20 protein-coding genes are annotated in these 17,714 nt (G+C 75.0%); 8 read left to right on the top strand and 12 right to left on the bottom strand.

What is annotated here, in order from left to right; genetic code table 11:
- Positions 1–49 precede the first annotated feature (49 nt).
- From ACFV1W_RS35165 to ACFV1W_RS35150, 4 genes are all read right to left on the bottom strand, one after another.
- The gene (locus ACFV1W_RS35165; protein ID WP_380421337.1) at positions 50–1,351 is read right to left on the bottom strand and encodes a carbohydrate-binding protein; all 1,302 of its coding nucleotides are present in this window, start codon (positions 1,349–1,351) and stop codon (positions 50–52) included.
- Positions 1,352–1,508: 157 nt separating this feature from the next.
- Positions 1,509–2,546 carry an Lrp/AsnC family transcriptional regulator gene (locus ACFV1W_RS35160; protein ID WP_380421336.1) on the bottom strand — a complete coding sequence of 346 codons (1,038 nt, stop codon included), beginning with the start codon at positions 2,544–2,546 and terminating at the stop codon, positions 1,509–1,511.
- The gene (locus ACFV1W_RS35155; protein WP_380421335.1) at positions 2,536–3,942 is read right to left on the bottom strand and encodes an MFS transporter; all 1,407 of its coding nucleotides are present in this window, start codon (positions 3,940–3,942) and stop codon (positions 2,536–2,538) included. Before ACFV1W_RS35155 ends, ACFV1W_RS35160 begins: the two co-directional genes overlap by 11 nt.
- Before the next feature lie 132 nt (positions 3,943–4,074).
- Positions 4,075–4,953 carry a LysR family transcriptional regulator gene (locus tag ACFV1W_RS35150; protein ID WP_380421334.1) on the bottom strand — a complete coding sequence of 293 codons (879 nt, stop codon included), beginning with the start codon at positions 4,951–4,953 and terminating at the stop codon, positions 4,075–4,077.
- A 124-nt stretch (positions 4,954–5,077) separates the two neighbouring features.
- Here ACFV1W_RS35150 and ACFV1W_RS35145 point away from each other — a divergent pair, with 124 nt between their 5' ends.
- The 5 genes from ACFV1W_RS35145 (at position 5,078) to ACFV1W_RS35125 (ending at position 9,724) form a co-directional block, all read left to right on the top strand.
- The gene (locus ACFV1W_RS35145) at positions 5,078–6,004 is read left to right on the top strand and encodes a DMT family transporter (protein ID WP_380421333.1); all 927 of its coding nucleotides are present in this window, start codon (positions 5,078–5,080) and stop codon (positions 6,002–6,004) included.
- 125 nt (positions 6,005–6,129) lie between these two features.
- On the top strand, positions 6,130–7,125 hold the full coding sequence (locus tag ACFV1W_RS35140; RefSeq protein ID WP_380421332.1) for a GNAT family N-acetyltransferase: 996 nt from the start codon (positions 6,130–6,132) through the stop codon (positions 7,123–7,125).
- Positions 7,118–7,906 carry an aminotransferase class IV gene (locus tag ACFV1W_RS35135; RefSeq protein WP_380421331.1) on the top strand — a complete coding sequence of 263 codons (789 nt, stop codon included), beginning with the start codon at positions 7,118–7,120 and terminating at the stop codon, positions 7,904–7,906. Before ACFV1W_RS35140 ends, ACFV1W_RS35135 begins: the two co-directional genes overlap by 8 nt.
- Positions 7,907–7,911: 5 nt before the next feature.
- Positions 7,912–8,244, top strand: a complete 333-nt coding sequence (locus ACFV1W_RS35130) for a multicopper oxidase domain-containing protein (RefSeq protein WP_380421330.1) — start codon at positions 7,912–7,914, stop codon at positions 8,242–8,244.
- Between the two features lie 121 nt (positions 8,245–8,365).
- The gene (locus ACFV1W_RS35125) at positions 8,366–9,724 is read left to right on the top strand and encodes a DUF2252 domain-containing protein (RefSeq protein ID WP_380421329.1); all 1,359 of its coding nucleotides are present in this window, start codon (positions 8,366–8,368) and stop codon (positions 9,722–9,724) included.
- Here ACFV1W_RS35125 and ACFV1W_RS35120 read toward each other — a convergent pair.
- Positions 9,702–10,643 carry an LLM class flavin-dependent oxidoreductase gene (locus ACFV1W_RS35120; protein WP_380421328.1) on the bottom strand — a complete coding sequence of 314 codons (942 nt, stop codon included), beginning with the start codon at positions 10,641–10,643 and terminating at the stop codon, positions 9,702–9,704. The genes ACFV1W_RS35125 and ACFV1W_RS35120 overlap by 23 nt on opposite strands.
- An 86-nt stretch (positions 10,644–10,729) precedes the next feature.
- Between ACFV1W_RS35120 and ACFV1W_RS35115 the strand changes: the two genes are divergently transcribed.
- Positions 10,730–11,482: a helix-turn-helix domain-containing protein gene (locus tag ACFV1W_RS35115; protein WP_380421327.1), complete on the top strand. Its 753-nt coding sequence runs from the start codon at positions 10,730–10,732 to the stop codon at positions 11,480–11,482.
- Here the strand turns inward: ACFV1W_RS35115 and ACFV1W_RS35110 are convergent.
- Genes ACFV1W_RS35110 through ACFV1W_RS35100 form a run of 3 tightly spaced genes read right to left on the bottom strand, consistent with a single transcriptional unit; the run spans position 11,451 to position 14,179 of the window.
- Positions 11,451–11,606, bottom strand: coding sequence for a hypothetical protein (locus tag ACFV1W_RS35110; protein ID WP_380421326.1), 156 nt, complete (start codon positions 11,604–11,606; stop codon positions 11,451–11,453). The genes ACFV1W_RS35115 and ACFV1W_RS35110 overlap by 32 nt on opposite strands.
- 45 nt (positions 11,607–11,651) lie before the next feature.
- Entirely contained in the window at positions 11,652–12,560 is a 909-nt protein-coding gene (locus tag ACFV1W_RS35105; RefSeq protein WP_380421325.1) for a diacylglycerol kinase, read from the bottom strand.
- Complete coding sequence (locus ACFV1W_RS35100; RefSeq protein WP_380421324.1) at positions 12,557–14,179, bottom strand: FAD-binding oxidoreductase; 1,623 nt, start codon at positions 14,177–14,179, stop codon at positions 12,557–12,559. The genes ACFV1W_RS35105 and ACFV1W_RS35100 overlap by 4 nt, the downstream gene beginning before the upstream one ends.
- Positions 14,180–14,199: 20 nt before the next feature.
- Here ACFV1W_RS35100 and ACFV1W_RS35095 point away from each other — a divergent pair, with 20 nt between their 5' ends.
- Together ACFV1W_RS35095 and ACFV1W_RS35090 are read left to right on the top strand one after the other, a co-directional pair.
- Positions 14,200–14,790: a TetR/AcrR family transcriptional regulator gene (locus ACFV1W_RS35095; RefSeq protein WP_380421323.1), complete on the top strand. Its 591-nt coding sequence runs from the start codon at positions 14,200–14,202 to the stop codon at positions 14,788–14,790.
- Positions 14,787–16,343: a glycerol-3-phosphate dehydrogenase/oxidase gene (locus ACFV1W_RS35090; protein ID WP_380421322.1), complete on the top strand. Its 1,557-nt coding sequence runs from the start codon at positions 14,787–14,789 to the stop codon at positions 16,341–16,343. The genes ACFV1W_RS35095 and ACFV1W_RS35090 overlap by 4 nt, the downstream gene beginning before the upstream one ends.
- Before the next feature lie 3 nt (positions 16,344–16,346).
- Here the strand turns inward: ACFV1W_RS35090 and ACFV1W_RS35085 are convergent, their stop codons facing one another.
- The 4 genes from ACFV1W_RS35085 to ACFV1W_RS35070 all read right to left on the bottom strand — a co-directional run bounded on the left by ACFV1W_RS35085 (position 16,347) and on the right by ACFV1W_RS35070 (position 17,565).
- Complete coding sequence (locus ACFV1W_RS35085) at positions 16,347–16,535, bottom strand: hypothetical protein (RefSeq protein ID WP_380421321.1); 189 nt, start codon at positions 16,533–16,535, stop codon at positions 16,347–16,349.
- Between the two features lie 82 nt (positions 16,536–16,617).
- A complete protein-coding gene (locus ACFV1W_RS35080) occupies positions 16,618–16,992 on the bottom strand; it encodes a VOC family protein (protein WP_380421320.1) in 375 nt (124 codons plus the stop codon).
- Position 16,993: 1 nt separating this feature from the next.
- The gene (locus tag ACFV1W_RS35075; protein ID WP_380421319.1) at positions 16,994–17,200 is read right to left on the bottom strand and encodes a CopG family transcriptional regulator; all 207 of its coding nucleotides are present in this window, start codon (positions 17,198–17,200) and stop codon (positions 16,994–16,996) included.
- Positions 17,201–17,271: 71 nt separating this feature from the next.
- Positions 17,272–17,565 carry a hypothetical protein gene (locus tag ACFV1W_RS35070; RefSeq protein WP_380421318.1) on the bottom strand — a complete coding sequence of 98 codons (294 nt, stop codon included), beginning with the start codon at positions 17,563–17,565 and terminating at the stop codon, positions 17,272–17,274.
- Between the last annotated feature and the right edge of the window lie 149 nt (positions 17,566–17,714).

Raw genomic sequence — 17,714 nt, 5'->3', positions numbered from 1 at the left:
GGGGCGGGCGTTGTGGACGCCCGCCCCTCGCTCGCCCGGGGTGTCGGGGTCAGCAGGGGCCGTCGTCGGCCCAGACGCCCCACTGGCCGCTGGCGCTCGGCACCTCGTTCAGCGTCCACCACTTGGCGTGGTAGTTGTGCCCGTTGTACGAGACCTTCGCGCCCGCGGTGTACGTGGTGCTCGCGCTCCACGCCGGGGCGGTGCAGGTGCCCGGGTTGCCGGTCGGGCTGCCGCTCGGCGTGCCCGGGGTGGTCGGGGGCGTGGTCGGCGGGGTGGTGGGCGGCGTCGCCCCGGCGAACTTCACCGTGTACTTGGTGAAGTCCCAGTCGTTCTGCGCCACGCTGGAGCAGGAGCCGGACAGCCCCGGGTCGACGGTGCCCGGGCACTGGCGGTCCCGGTTCACCGACCAGTAGGTGTAGCGGGCCAGGCCGTGTGCGGTGGCGAAGTCCAGTACGGCCTGGAAGTCGGCCTGGCGGAAGTACTCGGCGGCGTCGGTGCGGCCGTTCATCATCGACACGCCCTCGTGGGCGTACGCGGTGGCCTCGTTCCACCCGAAGGTGCCCTGGAGGATCTGGTTGAACTTCACCAGCGCGTCGGTCTGCGCGGCGGCGCCGTTGAAGCCGCCGTCGAACGGCATGATCGAGTAGTTGTTCGGCGTGAAGCCCTGCGACTTGGCCTCGTTGAGCATCTGGGTGCCGAACCAGCCGGTGCCCGCGGTGGTCCCGGCGGTGGTGATCGAGACGTACAGGCCGGGGTTGTTCTGCTGGAGGATGCGGGCGGCGCCGATCTCGTTGTGGATCGCGGCGGTGTTCTCGTACTCCGGCTCCTCCAGGTCGAAGTCGATCGCCTTGAGGTTGTACTTGGTGATCACCCGCTGGTAGCCGGCCGCGGTCGCCTCCGGCGTGCCGCAGACCTGGCCCAGTTTGGTGCCGCCGTACCCGCCGACCGACACCGAGACGTCCCCGCCCTTGCCGCGGACGGTCTGGATGACGGCGGGCATGGCGGTGTCGGAGTCGATCGAGGAGGTGCCGCCCCAGGCGGGCGAACAGCTGTTGCCCTGGGCGAGGATGAAGGCCAGTTGGAAGGCCCGCTGCCCGGTCGCGTCCATCACGGCGGCGGCGTCCGGCGGGCTGTTGTCCTCGGGCATCAGGTACGGCGCCGAGGCGTACCAGTTGCTGCCCAGGCCGGTGCCGGCGTCGGTGGTGGCGGCCGAGGCGGCGCCCGTGGCGGTCAGGGCGGCGATCCCGCCGGCGACCAGGCCGAGCACGCCGGCCACGGCGAGCGCGGTTCGGCCGGTGCGGCGTCTGCGGGGAGCCGCGGGGGCGGGGTGTGGGGGAAGAGCGCGTTCCATCGGAAGCCTTTCCAGGAAGCGGCGGTGGGGTCGACGGGCCTGGTCCCGCCGGATGTGGGGCGGCGGGACGGGCCGAACGGACCGACGGCGGCGGGTGGTCGCCGAAGGTCTCCACTGGTATAGACCTGTTGAGGGACGGCGGTCAACCCCGAAAAGGTCAAACGCCGCGCGCCCCGGCGGGCGGAACCGGCCCGGCCGCCTTGAGCGTCCGCAGGACCGGCGCCGACTCCAGGGCCGTGATCCCCGCGACCTCCCCCAGTCGCCGGGTCAGGTAGCGGTGCAGGTCGGCCGGGTCGGTACACAGCGCGAGGGCCGCGAGATTGCTGGGGCCGGTCGTGGCGGCGACGAAGGCGAGTTCGCGGTGGGTGGCCAGGGCGCCACCCACCCGGTCGAGTTGGGAGGGGGTGACGCTCAGCCAGAGCAGCGCCTGCATGTCGGCCCCCAGCTGCCGGGGGTCCAGCTCCACGTCGAGGAAGACCGTTCCGTCCGCGCGCAGTTCGGCGAGGCGGCGGGCGACCGTGGCCGGGTTGCGCCCGGTGGCGGCGGCGAGCTCGCCGAGCGGTGTGCGGCCGTCGACGTGCAGGGCGCCGAGCAGGGTCAGGTCGGCGGGGTCCAGGCCGTTCGGTCGGCCGGACCCGGCACCTTCCGGCACGCCCGAGTGGTCCGGTGCACCCGCACCTTCCGGGCCGCCCGGGCCTTCCGGGCCGCCCGGCCGGAGCGCGGCCTGCTGCTCCCCGGTGAGCGCCTCGGTGCTCACCGGCCACGCGGTCGGGCCGCCCCGGTAGGTGTGCAGCAGGCAGTGGGCGGAGACGGAGCCGACGGCGGCGGTGCGCGGGACGTCGCGCAGCAGCAGGGTGTGGCCGTCCGGGCCCGCGTCGGTCTCCATGATGGCGGTGATCTCGGTGCCGCCGGAGGTGAGTTTGACCCAGGCGGTGTCGCCGCGCCGGACCAGCGCCTGGGCGAGCCGTTGCGCGGCGTGCGGCGCGGCGGTCAGCCGCAGCAGCCACTGCGTCCGTCCGGCCCGGTGGGGGGCGGCCAGTCCGACCACGCGAAGCCCGGCCGCCGACCGCAGCCGCCGGTAGCGGCGGGCGACGGTCTGCGGGGAGACGCCGAGCACGGCCGCGATCCGGCTGAACGGTGCGCGCCCGTCGACCCGCAGGGCGTGGACGAGGGCGCGGTCGAGCTCATCGAGCATGCGTGGCTTCCCGGTGGTCGGAGGTGCGGCCGTCCGATTGTGCCGCGCCCGCCGGGCCGGACGCGGTCATCCACCGGGTCGCCGCCGCGACCGCCGCGACCGCCGCCACCGCGGCCCAGCAGGCCCGCTGCGCCCCGACGGCGTTCGGCGTGACCAGGTAGACCCGCCCGAGCAGGGCCACGCCCACGGTGGCGCCGAGCTGTTGGACGGCGTTGAGCAGGCCCGCCGCCGAGCCGGTTTCCTGTGGCCGCAGCGGCGCCAGGGCGGTGTCGAAGTAGGCCGGGGTGAACAGGCCCTGACCGAGCCCGACCACGGCGAGGGCGTACGGCAGCGCCCCGGGCCGCTCGCCGGTGCGGTAGGCGGCGACGGTGGTCAGCAGTCCCACCGCCAGCACGGCGAGCCCGGCGGCCATCACCCGCGCCCCGTACCGCCGGACCAGCGAGCCACCCGCCCACAGCGAGCCGGCGGCGAGCCCCGCCGACATCGGCAGCAGGGTCAGGCCGCAGGCCAACGCGTCGGCGCCGGAGGCGAGTTGTAGTTGGAGCACGACGACCAGGGTGAGGCCGGTGGTGACCGCGAAGGCGATCGCCAGGCCGGTTAGGGCGGCCGGGAAGCGCGCCGAACGGAACAGGCTCGGCTCCACCAGGGTGTCCGTGCCACGCCGGGCGCCGTGTCGCTGGTGGGCCGCGAAGACGAGCGCGAGCACCGCCCCGGCGGCGGTCAGCGGCCAGGGGGCCCCGTCCAGCAGTGGCAGCACCAGCAGCGCGGTCGCCGGTGCGGCGAGTGCGGCGCCGACCGGATCCAGGCCGGGGCGGCGCGGGGCGCGGTCCTCGGCGAGCAGCGGGGCGAGCGCCAGGACGGCGAACGAGAGCGGCACGTTGACCAGGAAGACGGCGCGCCAGGAGGAGCCGAACAGGTCGGCGTGGGTGAGCAGCCCGCCGAGCACCGGCCCGGTCACCGCCGCCAGTCCCATCACCGGTCCGATCGTGCCGAGCGCCCGGGCCGTCTCCTCGCCCCGGAACATGGCCCTGATCAGGCCGATGGTCTGCGGCACGATCACGGCGGCCGCGGCGCCCTGTGCTGCTCGAAGGGCGAGCAGCACGCCGAGGGTGGGGGCGCAGGCACAGGCCAGCGAGGCGAGCAGGAAGGCGGTGACGCCGGTACGGAACACCCGGCGCCGTCCGTACCGGTCGCCGAGCCGGCCGCCGGTGAGCAGCAGGACGGCGAACGGCAGGGTGTAGGCGGAGGTCAGCCAGGGCACGGCGCTCACCGGTCCGCCCAGTTCGGTGCGCATCAGCGGTGCGGCGACCTGGACGACGGTCGCGTCCAGCAGGTTCATCGCCTCGGCGGTGAGCAGTGCGCAGAGTGCGAGCCGGCGGCGAGGGTGGACGGGCAATCGGTGCTCCAGGGGCGGGCGGACGGTCAGGACGCCGCCACCCTCCGTCTCGGCGGCCCGCTCCGCCAGTCGCACCCGCCCGGAACGACGAAAAGCTCCACCGGTCGTGCCCGTGGCGTCGAAAAGCGCCGCTCAGGCCGGGGCGGTCGCTCCCACCCCGGCGAGCAGGCCGGTGACCGCCGGGTGCCAGGGGCGGCCGTTCGGCCCGGTGAGGGTCAGGGTCCGGTGGACGGCGGGCCGGATCGGGACCAGGACGCAGTCGGGCGGCAGCATGGTCAGCGCCAGCGCGGGCATCACCGAGACCCCGACGCCCGCGTGCACCATGCCGATCAGGGTGTTGAGGTCCCGGATGCGGTGCCGGGGAGCGAAGCGGGTGCCGGCCCGGCGGTAGGCCTCACGGATGTGGCGTTCGCAGCCGCCCTCCGAGAGCAGGAAGTCGTCGTCCTCCAACTCGCTCACGTGGACGGCCTCCTGACCGGCGAGCGGGTGGTCGCGTCGCAGCAGCGCGTGCATCGAGTCGGCGCCGAGCGCGACCGCCCCCGGCGGCAGTCGGTCGGCGTCGACCAGGACGGCGGCGTCCACCGTGCCGGCCTCCAGCCAGGTGAGCAGCTCGGCGTCCTCGCCCTCGAAGACCCGCACGGTGACCTGCGGGTGCGCCGCCTTCCAGTCCCTCAGCAGCCCCGGCAGCAGCGCCTGGCAGACGGTGGTCGGCGCCGCCAGCCGTACGGTGCCGGTCAGGCCCCCGGAGTGCCGGGTGGCGATGGCGCGCACGGCGGCGGCGGAGGCGACCGCGGTGCGGGCGTGGGGCAGGACCTGCTCGCCGAGCGGGGTCGGCCGGCACGGGGTGCCGCGCCGCAGCACGGGCGCGCCGAGCGAGCGCTCCAGTGCGGCGACGGCATGCGAGACGGCGGACTGGCTGATGCCCAGCTCGTCGGCGGCCGCGCCGAAGCCGCCGGTGTCGGCGACCGCGACCAGCGCCCGGAGCTGGGCCAGGTTGACCTCCGAGGCCATGAGGGTCCCTCATCCTTCCCGCAGCGCCACTTGTTGGACTCATGGTCCGCCGCCGGGCCACGCTCTGTCCAGGACAGCGGGACGGGACCCGCGACGGGACGGGACGGACGGGGAGGTGGTCGGGGTGCGGCGCTGGTTGCCGGGCTTCGTGGCACTGTCGGCGATCTGGGGCGCCAGCTTCGCCCTGATCAAGGTGGCGGTCGACGCGGGCGTCCCGCCCGTGTGGGTCGCGCTGTGGCGCAGCGCGCTGGGCGCCACCACGCTGTGGACGGTCCTGCTGCTGCGCGGCGAGCGGGCCCCGCGCGACCGGGCGCTGTGGGGGCACTCGGCGGTGGTCGCGGTGCTGCTCAACACCGTGCCGTTCACCCTGTTCTCGTTCGGCGAGACCAGGGTCAGCTCGGTGCTCGCCGGGGTGATGAACGCGACCACCCCGCTGTTCACCATGCTGTTCGCGGTGCTGACCGTCCCCGAGGAGCGCCGCCCCGGCGCCCGGCGGCTCTCCGGCCTCGCGCTCGGCTTCGTCGGAGTGCTCACCGTCCTCGGCGTGTGGCGCGGCCTCGGCTCCGGCGAGACCGTCGGCGCCCTCGCCTGCCTCGCCGCCGCCTGCTGCTACGGCGCGGGCTTCGCCTACCTGCGCCGCTTCCTGTCCGGCCGCCCGGAGACGGTCACCACCCTCTCCACGCTCCAGATCAGCTGCGCCGCGGTCGAGTTGGCCCTGGTCGCCCCGGCCGCCGCGGGTCTCCCGCACTGGCCGGGCGGCCCGGCCGCCGCTGCCCTGCTGGTGCTCGGCGCCCTCGGCACGGGCTTGGCGTACCTGCTCAACCTCGGTCTGGTCCGCACGGCCGGCACCGCCGTCGCCTCGGCCGTCACCTACGTCATGCCCCTGTGGTCCACCGCGCTCGGCGCCGCCCTGCTCGCCGAGCCGGTCGGCTGGAACGCCCTGGCCGGCGGCGTCCTGGTCATCGCCGCCGTCGCCCTCACCCGCCCCCGCCCCCGCCCCCGCCCGGCCCCGGCCACCGCGAGCCCGGGGGTCCGCCGGCCGGTCGGCTAGAGCGGCCTCGGAGCCGTGCGCAGGGGCGGTGCGCAGGGGCGGTGCGCGGAAACTCCCCGTTCGGGCTGACGTTCGGTGGTCGGGGGATTACGGGTCGTACCCGGAGGGGCGCTAGGGTGGCCACCGTGGTGAGGTCGTGGGATGCGGCGGTCGGGCGGGCGCAGGACCGGTTGGCAGCGGGGGTGCGGGTGCGGGCGGCCGTCGATGGAGAGGAACGACGGTTCGCCCTCTGGGACTTGGCGTCGCTGGTGGAGGGCGAGCTGGGCGGGCTGGTGGACCCGGACGCGCTGGCCCCGGCGGCCGAGCGGGACTGGCGGGAGCGGCTGGGGGAGAGCGGCCGCGAGTGGCCCGGCGGGGAGCTGTACCGGCGCCGGTACTGGATCCTCGACGAGCGCGGCGCGATCGTAGGGACGGTCGCGGTGGACAACTGGACCAAGGGCCCGAGCCAGCTCGCCGTCTCCTCCCTCTACGTGCGGCCGCACGCCCGCGGCCGCGGGCTGGCGGCGGCCGCGCTGGACGAGGTGTACGCGGCGGCGACCGCCGAGGGACTGCCGGGCTTCCGGCTGGAGGCGCACTGGAGCTGGCGGCCCGCCGTCCGCTACTACCTGCGCCGCGGGCTGTGGGTGGTGGGCTGGAAGCGGTCGCTGTCGTTCGCCCGGATGCCCCAACTGCCGCTCCACCGGGTGCGCGAGGAGGACGGGCGGCTGCTCCTGCTGGTCGCCGACCGCCAGCGCGGCTGGGTGCCGATACTGGCCGCCGGGCAGGAGGGCCGCTGGCTCCGGCTGGACGAGACGGCGGACTACCGGGGCTGTGACGGCTGGGTGCACGAGTACGCCCGTTCGACGCTGGCGCTGTACCTGGCGCTGGCGGGCCGTCCGCTGGTGCGCGGGCCGCAGTGGTGGGCGGAGGCGTGGCGCTGGGCGGACGCGGGCGAGCCGGAGGGGCTGGCGGCCAGGATCGAGGAGTTCGAGCGGGCCGCCCGGACCGGGGCGGACCGTACGGCCGGCGGCCCGTACCGTCCGTTGCCGCTTCCCGGGCCGGCGCCGCTGCCGCAGTCGGCGGCACCGCCGGAACCGGCGCGCCCGGCGTCCCCGCAGCTGGCAGACTCGGCGGATGGCTGAGATCGAGATCGACGGTGTGCCCGCCGACCCGGCGCGGCTCGCCGCCCTGGGGCTGCTCAACTACGGGCACTTCACCACGCTGCGGGTCGAGGCGGGCGGCGTCCGCGGCCTGGAGCTGCACCTGGACCGGCTGGTCCGGGACTGCCGGGCGCTGTTCGCCGCCGAGCTGGACCGGGCGCTGATCAGGGAGCGGATCCGCGCGGTGCTGCCCGCGGACGGCGAGCCGCTCATCGTCCGGGTCACCGTCTACGACCCCGCGCTCGGCCTGGAACGCCCCGCCGCCCCCGCCACCCCCGCCCTGCTGGTGACCACCCGCCCGGCCGCGACCGCCGCGCCCGCGCCGCTGCGGGTGCGGACGGTGGCCCACCGGCGCGAGCTGCCCGAGCTGAAGCACGTCGGCCTGTTCGGCCTGGTCCACCACCGCCGCGCCGCCCAACTCGCCGGTTACGACGACGCGTTGCTCACCGACGACGCCGGCCTGGTGACCGAGGGCGCGACCTGGAACGTCGGCTTCCTCGCCGGGAACCGACTGGTGCGGCCCGCGGGCCCCAGTCTGCCCGGCGTCACCGAGGCGCTGCTCGCCGGGGCGTACGGCGGCCCGCAGTCCCGCGAGCCGGTCCGCGCCGCCGAGCTGGCGCGCTTCGACGCGGCCTTCGCGCTCAACGCGGGCGTCGGCCTGCGGCCGCTGGCCGCCGTCGACGGCACCGCCTTCGACCCCGCCCACCCCTTGCTCGCCGAACTGCGCGCCGCCTACCTCGCGGTCGCCGCCGACCCGGTGTAGTGGCGGTGGCCCGGTGGCCCGGGACCATCAACGGCGACCCGTACGAGCCCGGGCACAGTCTCGCCACCCCCGCCCTCGGCAGCATCGAGCGGTGGCGCTTCTCCAGCGACGTGCACCACCCCGTGCACCTCCACCTCGACCACTTCCAGGTGATCGGGCGCAACAGCGGGGACCCGGGGTCGTGGGACGCGGGCTGGAAGGACACCGTCGACCTGCGCCCGGCCGAGGCGGTCGAGGTGCTGGTGCGCTTCACCGACTACGCGGGAACGTACATGATGCACTGCCACAACCTGGAGCACGAGGACATGGCGATGATGGCCGACTTCACGGTCGGGTGAGCCGGCTCACCCGGACGGCCGCGCGCCGGAGGGCACCCGCCGCGTCCTCCGGCACCCTTGTTCCAGCACTGCGCAGAGCCGCAGCCGTTGAAGGTCGCCTGGTGACGGACGGAGCCGCCGCATGACCACCCCCGCCGAACGCCGCCGCACCGGGCGGGCCGCCCGGGAGCGCGTCTCCCGCTCCGAGCACGGCCGGTGGATCCCCGCCGCGGACCGGCCCGACCCGCTGGGTGTGCTGGAGGCACAGGGAGCGGACCGGGTCGCCCGGCTGCTGCCGATCCGGTACGGGCGGATGGCCGACAGCGCGTTCAGCTACCTGCGCGGCGCCGCCGCCGTGATGGCCGCCGACCTCGCGGCCGTCCCGGACACCGGGCTGACCGTCCAGCTGTGCGGCGACGCCCACCTGGTGAACTTCGGGGTGTACGCCTCGCCGGAGCGCGCGCTGCTCTTCGACGTCAACGACTTCGACGAGACCTACCCCGGGCCCTTCGAGTGGGACGTCAAGCGCCTCGCCGCCAGCGTCGCGGTCGCCGCCAGGGACAGTGGCCAGGACGAGCGGCGTGCCCGGCGCGCCGCCCGGGCGGCCGTCCGGGGCTACGCGAGCGCGATGCGCCGGCTGGCCGGGCTCGGCGAACTCGACGTCTGGTACAGCCGGATCGACACCGCCGAGCTGCTCTCGCTGATCCGGAAGACCAAACGGCGCAAGGCCGTCGAGGACGAGCTCGCCCACGCCCGGCGGCGCACCAGTCTGCAGGCGTTCGGCAAGCTCACCGAGGATCGGGACGGGCGGCGGCGGATCATCAGCTCGCCGCCGCTGATCGAGGAGCTGTCGGCGAGCGAACTGCGCAGTCTGGGCCAGGTGTTCAGCGACTACCGGGCCAGCCTGGCCGAGGACCGGAGGGTCCTGCTCGACCGCTACCGCTTCGTGGACGCGGCGATGAAGGTGGTCGGCGTCGGCAGCGTCGGCACTCGCTGCTACATCATCCTGCTGGAGGGCCGGGACATCCGCGATCCGCTCTTCCTGCAGCTCAAGGAGGCCGGCCGGTCGGTGCTGGAGGACCACCTGCCGCCCACCCGGGTGGACGCCGAGGTCGCCGTCCACCACGGCGGACGCCGGGTGGTCACCGGGCAGCACCTGATGCAGGCCGCCGGCGACATCTTCCTCGGCTGGACCACCGGTCCCGCCGGGCGCCACTACTACGGGCGCCAACTGCGCGACATGAAGGGCGCGGTGGACGTCGGGACACTGCCCCCCTCCGGCCTGCGTGCCTACGCCGACCTGTGCGGGCGCGCCCTCGCCAGGGCCCACGCCCGCACCGGCGACCGCCTCGCCGTCGCCGGCTACCTGGGTGCCGCCGACACCTTCGCCGAGGCCGTCGCCGACTTCGCGCTGCGCTACGCGGACCGTACGGCGGCCGACCACCGGGAGCTGGTCGAGGCGATCGAGTCCGGCCGGATCACCGCGACCCGGGGCGTGTGAGATCCGCCAGGCGCTCCAACTGCTCGTACTGGCCCGGGAGGTCGAGCGCACCGAGCCGGGCGACGACGTGCTCGGCGCCCGCCTCGCGGTATCGCCGCAGGGCGGCGGCGACCTGCTCGGGGGTGCCCGTCGCGATCGCCTGGATCCGCGCCACCTCCTCCAGCGGCAGGCCGTAGTTGGACCGGACGTAGGCGTCCATGGTGCGGCTGGCCGCCTCCGGGTCCTCGTCGATCCGGACGTTGACGAACAGCGCGGGGGTGACGGCCTCCGGGGCGCGCCCGGCTCCGCGGGCGGCACGGCGGACGGCGGCGAGGCCGCTCGCGTAGTCCGCCGGGTCCGGTGGGTAGGGCAGCCAGCCGTCGTAGTGGCGCCCGGTCCGGGCCAGCGCCGCCGGGGTCGCGCCGCCCAGCCAGACCGGCGGGCCCGGATGAGTGAACGGGCGCGTGGCGGGAGGGAGTTCGGGGAAGTCGTGGAACTCGCCGTGGAACTCCGTCGCCCCGGACCACAACGCCCGCCAGAGGGCGACCGTCTCGTCCAGCCGGGCGAAGCGGCGCTCCCACGGCACCTGGGACAGCTCGTGCAGCGGCTGCCCGAAGCGCCCTGGGAAGCCCGCGCCGACCGCGACCGTCAGCCGTCCGCCGGAGAGCAGGTCCACCGAGGCCAGCGCCTGCGCGGCCTGCACCGGGCGGCGCAGCACCGGCAGCAGCGCGCCGGTGCCCAGCCGGATCCGCTCCGTCACCGGGGCGACCGCCGCCAGCATGGTGAGCGGCTCGATCCTCGGGGTGAGCAGGGAGTCGTTGACGAACAGCGAGGCGAAGCCCGCCCGTTCGGCGCGGAGGGCGAATCCGACCAGCTCGCGGGGATCGCCGGCGGGCTGCCACTGGGCCTGGCCGGTGGGAAGGAAAACTCCGATGTCCATGCCGTCGATCCTTCGCCGCGGTGCGGCATGGGCTCAATTCCCCAGAGGGAATGGCCGGGTGGGCGGCGCCCGGGTAGAAGTGGAGGATGGACTTCCCCCGGGCGCTGCGCGAGCGCCGCACCGACCGCCGGCTCAGTCAGCTCGACCTCGCCACCAGGGCGGGCACCACCCAGCGGCACCTCAGCTTCATCGAGTCCGGCCGGTCGGTACCGGGCCGGGGCATGGTGGTGCGGCTCGCCGAGTCGCTCGACCTGCCGCTGCGGGAGCGCAACGAACTGCTGCTGGCGGCCGGATACGCCCCCGCCTACCCGGAGAGCCCACTGGACGGGCCGCGGCTGGCTCCCGTCCGGGCGGCGATCGACCACCTGCTGGCCGGCCACCTGCCCTACCCCGCGCTGGTGATCGACCGGCGCGGCGACGTGGTGGCCGCGAACGGGGCATTGGACCTGATCACGGCGGGCGCCGACCCGCGCCTGGTCGGGCCCGGGACGAACGCCTACCGGCTCGCCCTGCACCCGGACGGGCTGGCGCCGCGCATCCTCAACTTCGCCGTCTGGGCCCGGCACATCGTCGAACGCACCCGCCATCTGGGCGAGCTGCACGAGGAGTTGAGCGCCTACGTACCGGAAGCGGAGGTGGGCGAGCAGCACCTGGGTTTCGCGGTGCCGCTGGAACTGCGGACCGGGCTCGGAGAGCTGCACCTGATGACGACGGTGACCACCTTCGCCACGGCCGTCGACGTCACCCTTGCCGAGCTGAAGCTGGAGGCCTTCCTGCCCGCCGACGCCCGGACCGCCGAGCTGCTGCTCAGATCCCGGGAAACCGGTAGTCGGCGGTGATCCGCCCGTCGGCGTCCAGCACGACGAACTCGACGCCGCCGACGACCAGTTCACCCGTCGTGACGGACACCATCCCCCAGGTGAACCGGACGACGTCGCGCAGCCGCACGGCGTCCTCGGTCATGGCGTGCAAAGGCCCCCGAGCGGCCGCCGCCGCCCGGGGACCGGCTCAGGGCACCAGCAGCCGCAGCGCCTTCCGCCCGACCGTGACCTCGACGGGGAGGGCGGTGATGAACTCCCCGTCGGCGTAGGCGGTGATGCCCGGGGACTCGATTCGCAGGGATTCGGTGCGGAGCGTGGTGACCTCGGGGTGGTCGATGTGGGTGCCCTTGAAGAGGGTGGGGAAGAAGCGGGCGATCCGCAGGCGGGGCATGGCGTCGACCAGGGTGAGGTCGAGCAGGCCGTCGTCCGGCAGGGCCGAGGGGCAGATCAGCATGCCGCCGCCGTAACTGCGGGTGTTGCCGACGGCGGCGAGGGTGAGGTCGCGTTCGATGACGGTGCCGTCGGCGAGGGTGATCCGGAACGGCAGGGGCCGCAGGTTGGCGAACTCGGCGAGGATGGCGAGGTTGTAGCGCATCCGGCCGCGGGGCCAGCGCAGCCGGTTGGCGCGGTCGCTGACCAGGGAGTCGAAGCCGGTGGCGAGGACGGAGCCGTACCACCGGACGGCGCCGTCCGGGCCGGTGATCCGGCCGAGGTCGACGGTGCGGGTGCGTCCGGCGGCGATGACGTCGGCGGCGGCCTCGGGGCTGCCGAGCGGCAGCCCGTACTCGCGGGCGTGGTCGTTGCCGGTGCCGGCCGGTATGACCCCGAGCGGGACGGTGCCGTCGGCGAGGGCCTGGAGGGCGAGGTTGATCATGCCGTCGCCGCCGACCACCACCACCGCGTCCGCCCCGCCGGCCGCCGCCACGCGGGCGAGGCGGACGGCGTCGTCGGCGGAGCGCCCGGCCTGCGGTTCGACCTCGATGCCGAGGGCGCGCAGCCGGGCGACGGCCCGGTGGGCGGCGGGTCCGGCGTGGCCGATGCCCGCCGCCGGATTGGTGAGAACGGCGACCCTGCGGACGGTTCTCAGGTCGGTCACGGGATCAGCTTGCCGGGGTTGAGGATGCCCGCCGGGTCGAGTTCGGACTTGACGGCGCGCAGGATGCGCACGCCCAGGTCGCCGATCTCCTCGGTCATCCAGGGCCGGTGGTCGGCGCCGACCGCGTGGTGGTGGGTGATGGTGCCGCCCGCGCCGATGATGGCGTCGCCGGCGGCCCGTTTGGCGGCGCCCCACCGGGCGAGCGGGTCCTCGCCGAGGGCGGCGACGACGGTGAAGTAGAGCGAGGCGCCGGTCGGGTAGACGTGCGAGATGTGGCACAGGACGAGCGCGCCGGGCAGGGCGCCGGTCAGCGCCTCGGTGACGGCGGCGCGGAGTCGGGCGAGGTCGCTCCAACCGGCCGCCGTCTCCAGGGTCTCGCACAGCGCGCCCGCGTTGAGTAGCGAGTCGCGCAGGTAGGGGGCGCTGAAGCGGCCGTGCTCCCAGGCCCGGGCGGGCGCCTCGCCGAGGGAGGTGCCGCCGGCCGCGAGCAGGACCTCGCGGGTGAGGTCGTGCCGCGCGGCGACCTGCTCGGCGTCGCCCTCGAAGACGGTGACGGCCAGGCAGCCGCTGACCGCCGGGGAGCCGCCGATCTGCTCGGTCATGGCGAGGTTGACCATGGTCTCGGCCTCGTCGGAGAGCCGGATGACGGTCGGGCCGGTGCCCTGCTGCTCGACGGTGCGCAGCGCCGCCGTCCCGGTGGCGAAGTCGGGGAAGCTCCACGCCTCGTAGGCCTTGACGGCGGGCAGCGGGTGGACCCGCAGGCGGACGGCGGTGATCACGCCGAGGGTGCCCTCGGAGCCGAGGAAGAGCTGGCGCAGGTCGGGGCCGGCGGCCGAGGCCGGGCCGCGGCCGAGTTCGAGCGTCCCGGCGGGGGTGACCACGCGCAGGCCGCGGACCATCTCGTCGAAGCGCCCGTAGCCGGCGGAGTCCTGGCCGGAGGAGCGGGTGGCCGCGAAGCCGCCGATGGTGGCGAAGCGGAAGCTCTGCGGGTAGTGGCCGAGTTCCCAGCCGCGTTCGGCGAGCAGCGCCTCCGCCGCGGGGCCGGTGAGTCCGGCGCCGAGGACGGCCTCGCCGGAGGTCTCGTCGAGGGCGTGCAGGCGGTCGAGCCGGCGCAGGTCGAGTGAGACGACGGCCTCGAACGAGCCGCGCTCCGGGTCCAGGCCGCCGACCACGCTGGTGCCGCCGCCGAACGGCACGACGGCGATCCGGCGTTCGGCGCACACGGCCAGGACAGCGGCGATCTCGGTCTCGTCGCCGGGTACGACCACGGCGTCCGGCGCGTCCTGCGGCTCCCGGCTGCGGCGGCGCAGCAGGTCGGGGGTGGACTTGCCGCCGGCCCGGGGCAGGCGGTCGGCGTCGGCGGCGCTGACGTGCGCCTCTCCGACGGCGGCGGCCAGTGCCTTGAGGGCGTCGGCGGTGATCCGGGAGGGGCGCAGCACGACCTCGGCGGCGCTCGGCCCGGGGGTGGCGTCGCCGGTGACGCCGAGGGCGGCGGCGAGCAGCCCCTTGATGTCGGCGGACAGCTCCTTGGCGAGGGCCGGGTCGCCCCAGGCGTCCCATTTCATCGGGGGGAGCGGCAGCGCGGCGCCGGCTGCCCCTGCTTGCGTCTCAGGTGCCATGCGTTACAGTTTCACACATCATGTCAAGTAGTAACGCCACGGCCGGAGCGCCGCGCAGCACCGACGACGCGATCCTGGACGCCGCCGCAGATCTGATCGTCCACCTCGGCGTCCGCCGCACCCAGTTGGCGGAGATCGCGCGCCGCGCCGGGGTCAGCCGCCCGACCGTCTACCGGCGCTGGCCGGACGTCCGGGCGGTGATCGGCGCGCTGCTCACCCGCGAGATCCTCGCCACGCTGGAGGGCACCTCGCTGGAGGTGCACGACCGGGAGACCTTCGTGGACCGGGTCGTCGAGGTCGCCGTACGGCTGCGCGACCACCCGGTGCTCGGCGCTCTGCTCCGTTCCGACGACTCCGACCTGCTGCTCCAGTACGTGGTCGAGCGGCTCGGCGCCAGCCAGCGCGGCCTGCTGGAGGCGCTGCGCACCGGCATCGAGCAGGGACAGGCCGTGGGCTCGATCCGGGCCGGCGAGCCGACCGAGCTGGCCGCGATGGTCCTGCTGATCGCCCAGTCCACCGTCCAGTCGCACCGCATGGTCGCCTCCCTGCTGCCCGAGGCGGCCTGGCGGCGCGAACTGGCCAGAGCGCTGAACGGATACCTCGCGCCATGACTCCCACCGCAGGACCGTACGCCGGAACCGCCCGACTCGACGCCCGGCGCCGAACGATCGAGCTCGACGCGCTCGCCGACGACCCGCGCGTCGACCTGCTGGTGATCGGCGGCGGCGTGACCGGGGCCGGGGTGGCGCTGGACGCCGCCGCGCGCGGCCTGCGGACCGTCTTGGTCGAGGCCCGCGACCTCGCCTTCGGCACCAGCCGCTGGAGCTCCAAGCTTGTGCACGGCGGCCTGCGCTACCTCGCCTCCGGGCGGGTCAAGGTGGCCCGGGAGAGCGCCGTCGAGCGCGACGTGCTGATGACCCGCACCGCTCCGCACCTGATCCGCGCGCTGCCCCAACTGGTGCCGCTGCTCCCGGACCTGCTGCGCCCCGGTCAGGCCTCCCTGATCAGGGCGGGCTTCCACGCCGGGGACGCGCTGCGGCTGAGCGCCGGCACGCCGGGCGCACTGCTGCCCCGGGTGCGCCGGATCGACCCGGCGCGGACGCGCCGACTGGTCCCGGCCGTACGGACGACCGGGCTGCGCGGGGCGCTGGTCGCCCACGACGGCCAACTCGTCGACGACGCCCGGCTGGTGGTCGCCCTGGCGCGCACCGCCGCGCAGTACGGGGCGAGCGTGCTGACCAGGGTGCGGGCGCAGGAGGTGACCGGGACGTCCGCCCGGCTGGTGGACGCGCTGAGCGGCCAGGCGCTGACCGTCACCGCGGGCGCGGTCGTCAACGCCACCGGGGTGTGGGCGGGCGAGGTGGACACCTCGATCAAGTTGCGGCCCAGCCGCGGCACCCACCTGCTGGTGGACGCCGCGACCCTCGGCCACCCGGTGGCCGCGCTCACCGTGCCCGTCCCCGGCTCCACCAGCCGCTTCGTCTTCGCGTTGCCGCAGCAGCTCGGCCGGGTGGCGATCGGGCTGACCGACGAGGACGCCCCGGGCCCGGTCCCGGACGAGCCGCAGCCCGCCGAGGCCGAGCTGACCTTCCTCCTGGACACCGTCAACGCCGCCCTCGCCACCGCGCTGACCAGGGCGGACGTCCGCGGCGCGCACGCCGGACTGCGCCCGCTGATCGACACCGGGGGCGGCAGCACCGCCGACATCTCCCGTGAGCACGCGGTGCTGGAGTCGCCGTCCGGGATGATCACCGTGGTCGGCGGCAAGCTCACCACGTACCGGCGGATGGCCGAGGACGCGGTGGACACCGCCGTCCGGCTGCGCGGCCTGCCCGCCCGGACCTGCTGGACGGCCCGGCTGCCGCTGGTCGGCGCCCCCGGCCACCGCGACAGCCGCCCGGCCCCGGCCGGCGGGGTGCCCGCCTCGCTGCTCGCCCGGCACGGCGGCGCGGCCCACGAGGTGCTGGCGGCAGGGGAGTCGACGCCGCTGGTGGAGGGCCTGGACGTCACCCGGGCCGAGGTCGTCTACGCGCTCACCCACGAGGGCGCGCTGGACGCCGCCGACGTCCTCGACCGCCGGACCAGGATCGGCCTGGTGGCGGAGGACGCCGAGCGGGCCCGGCAGGCGGTCGAGGAGGCAGTGGCCGACACGGTTCGTGGCTGACCGTCAACCTGTTCGCGCCGAGGGGCGGTCGGCCACCGGGCGGCCGCGGATCGCGGAGAGCACGGTGACCACCGGCAGGTAGGCCACCACCCAGGTGACCGAGGTCAGCGAGATGGCCAGGTCGTGCTGGATCTCCGGGAGGGCGAGCACGGCGATCGTGCTGCCGATCGCCGCGATCAGCACCCCGGTCATCACCACCAGCATGCCCAGGCCGCGGCGCGGCGGGGCCTGGGACGCGCAGTAACGCCTCGTCCGCGCCGCGCCGGTCGTGCCCCTAGACGTGGTCGGGCTGCTCCGGGGCGGACTGGTCCCCGGCCGGCGCCTGGAGGTTCCAGAGCCGGCCGTCGGGGTCGCGGACGGTCGCCAGCCTGGTCCCGAAGTGGGTGTCCTCGAACGGGGTCACCATCTCGACGCCGTCGCCCGCTCGGAACGCGTCGGCGTCGGCCACCTTCAGCACCAGCTGCAGCGGTGTCTCGCGGTCGGCCGGAACCTCGGCGACGAAGATGGTGGGGCCGTCGCCGTTGCGCAGCTGGCCGGAGTTGTGCCCGGTTTCGAACTCCAGCTCGTAGCCCAGGCCCTGGAAGAACTTCGCGGCCTTGCCCCAGTTGTGGGTCTCAATGAAGACGGCTTCGATGCCTTGGGTCGTCATCTCAGTTCTCCTCAGGGGATTCACCGGTGGATCCACCGGCGGTTTCATCGGTCGGCTGCTCGGGCGTGGGGGCCTCCAGGTAGGCGCGCAGCGCCTCGGCGACCAGCGCCGAGAGCGACAGCTCCTCCTCGATGGCACGGAACTTCACCTGCTTGATCAGTCCGATCGGCAGGTACACGTTGAACTGCTTCACATCCTCGTTTCCCACAGCACGGACGCTAGCACAGTAGATTGCTAGCAAGGTAGCCGCGCAAGACCCGCCATGGGGAAGAGGACTTGTCAGCGCGCGGTGCGCTCCGGCATCGGGTGCTCGGTGCCCGCGAGTTCCAGCACGCAGGTCAGCGGGTGCTCCGCCAGGCCCGTGCGGTCCAGCCGTACGGACAGCGGCCGCGGCGGTTCCTCGGCGAGTTGCCCGGACATGGTCAACGGGTAGCTGCCGTGGCCGTGGACGCGGTGGAAGGCGCACTCCTTGCCGTCCACCAGCAGCTCGGTCTCGGTGATCCAGCCGGAGCGGACGTTGACGGTGACCGAGTGCCCGCCCTGGTCGAGGTGGAAGCTGTACCGCTGGCGCATGGGAACCTCCCGCGAAGGCCTCGGAACGGGACGGCCAGGGGATCCACCGCCAGTCTAGTAGGGCTTGGTCAGGTTCGCATGGGTGTCGGTATGTCGCGATGGCAGGTCGGGCAATTGCCTGCCCAGGTGGCGAGGACCAACTGCAGCTC

The organism is Kitasatospora sp. NPDC059648, assembly GCF_042734825.1.
In the GTDB taxonomy this organism is placed as follows: domain Bacteria; phylum Actinomycetota; class Actinomycetes; order Streptomycetales; family Streptomycetaceae; genus Kitasatospora.
The sequence above is the reverse complement of the archived record's forward strand: the minus strand, read 5'-3'. Positions and strand labels throughout refer to the sequence as shown.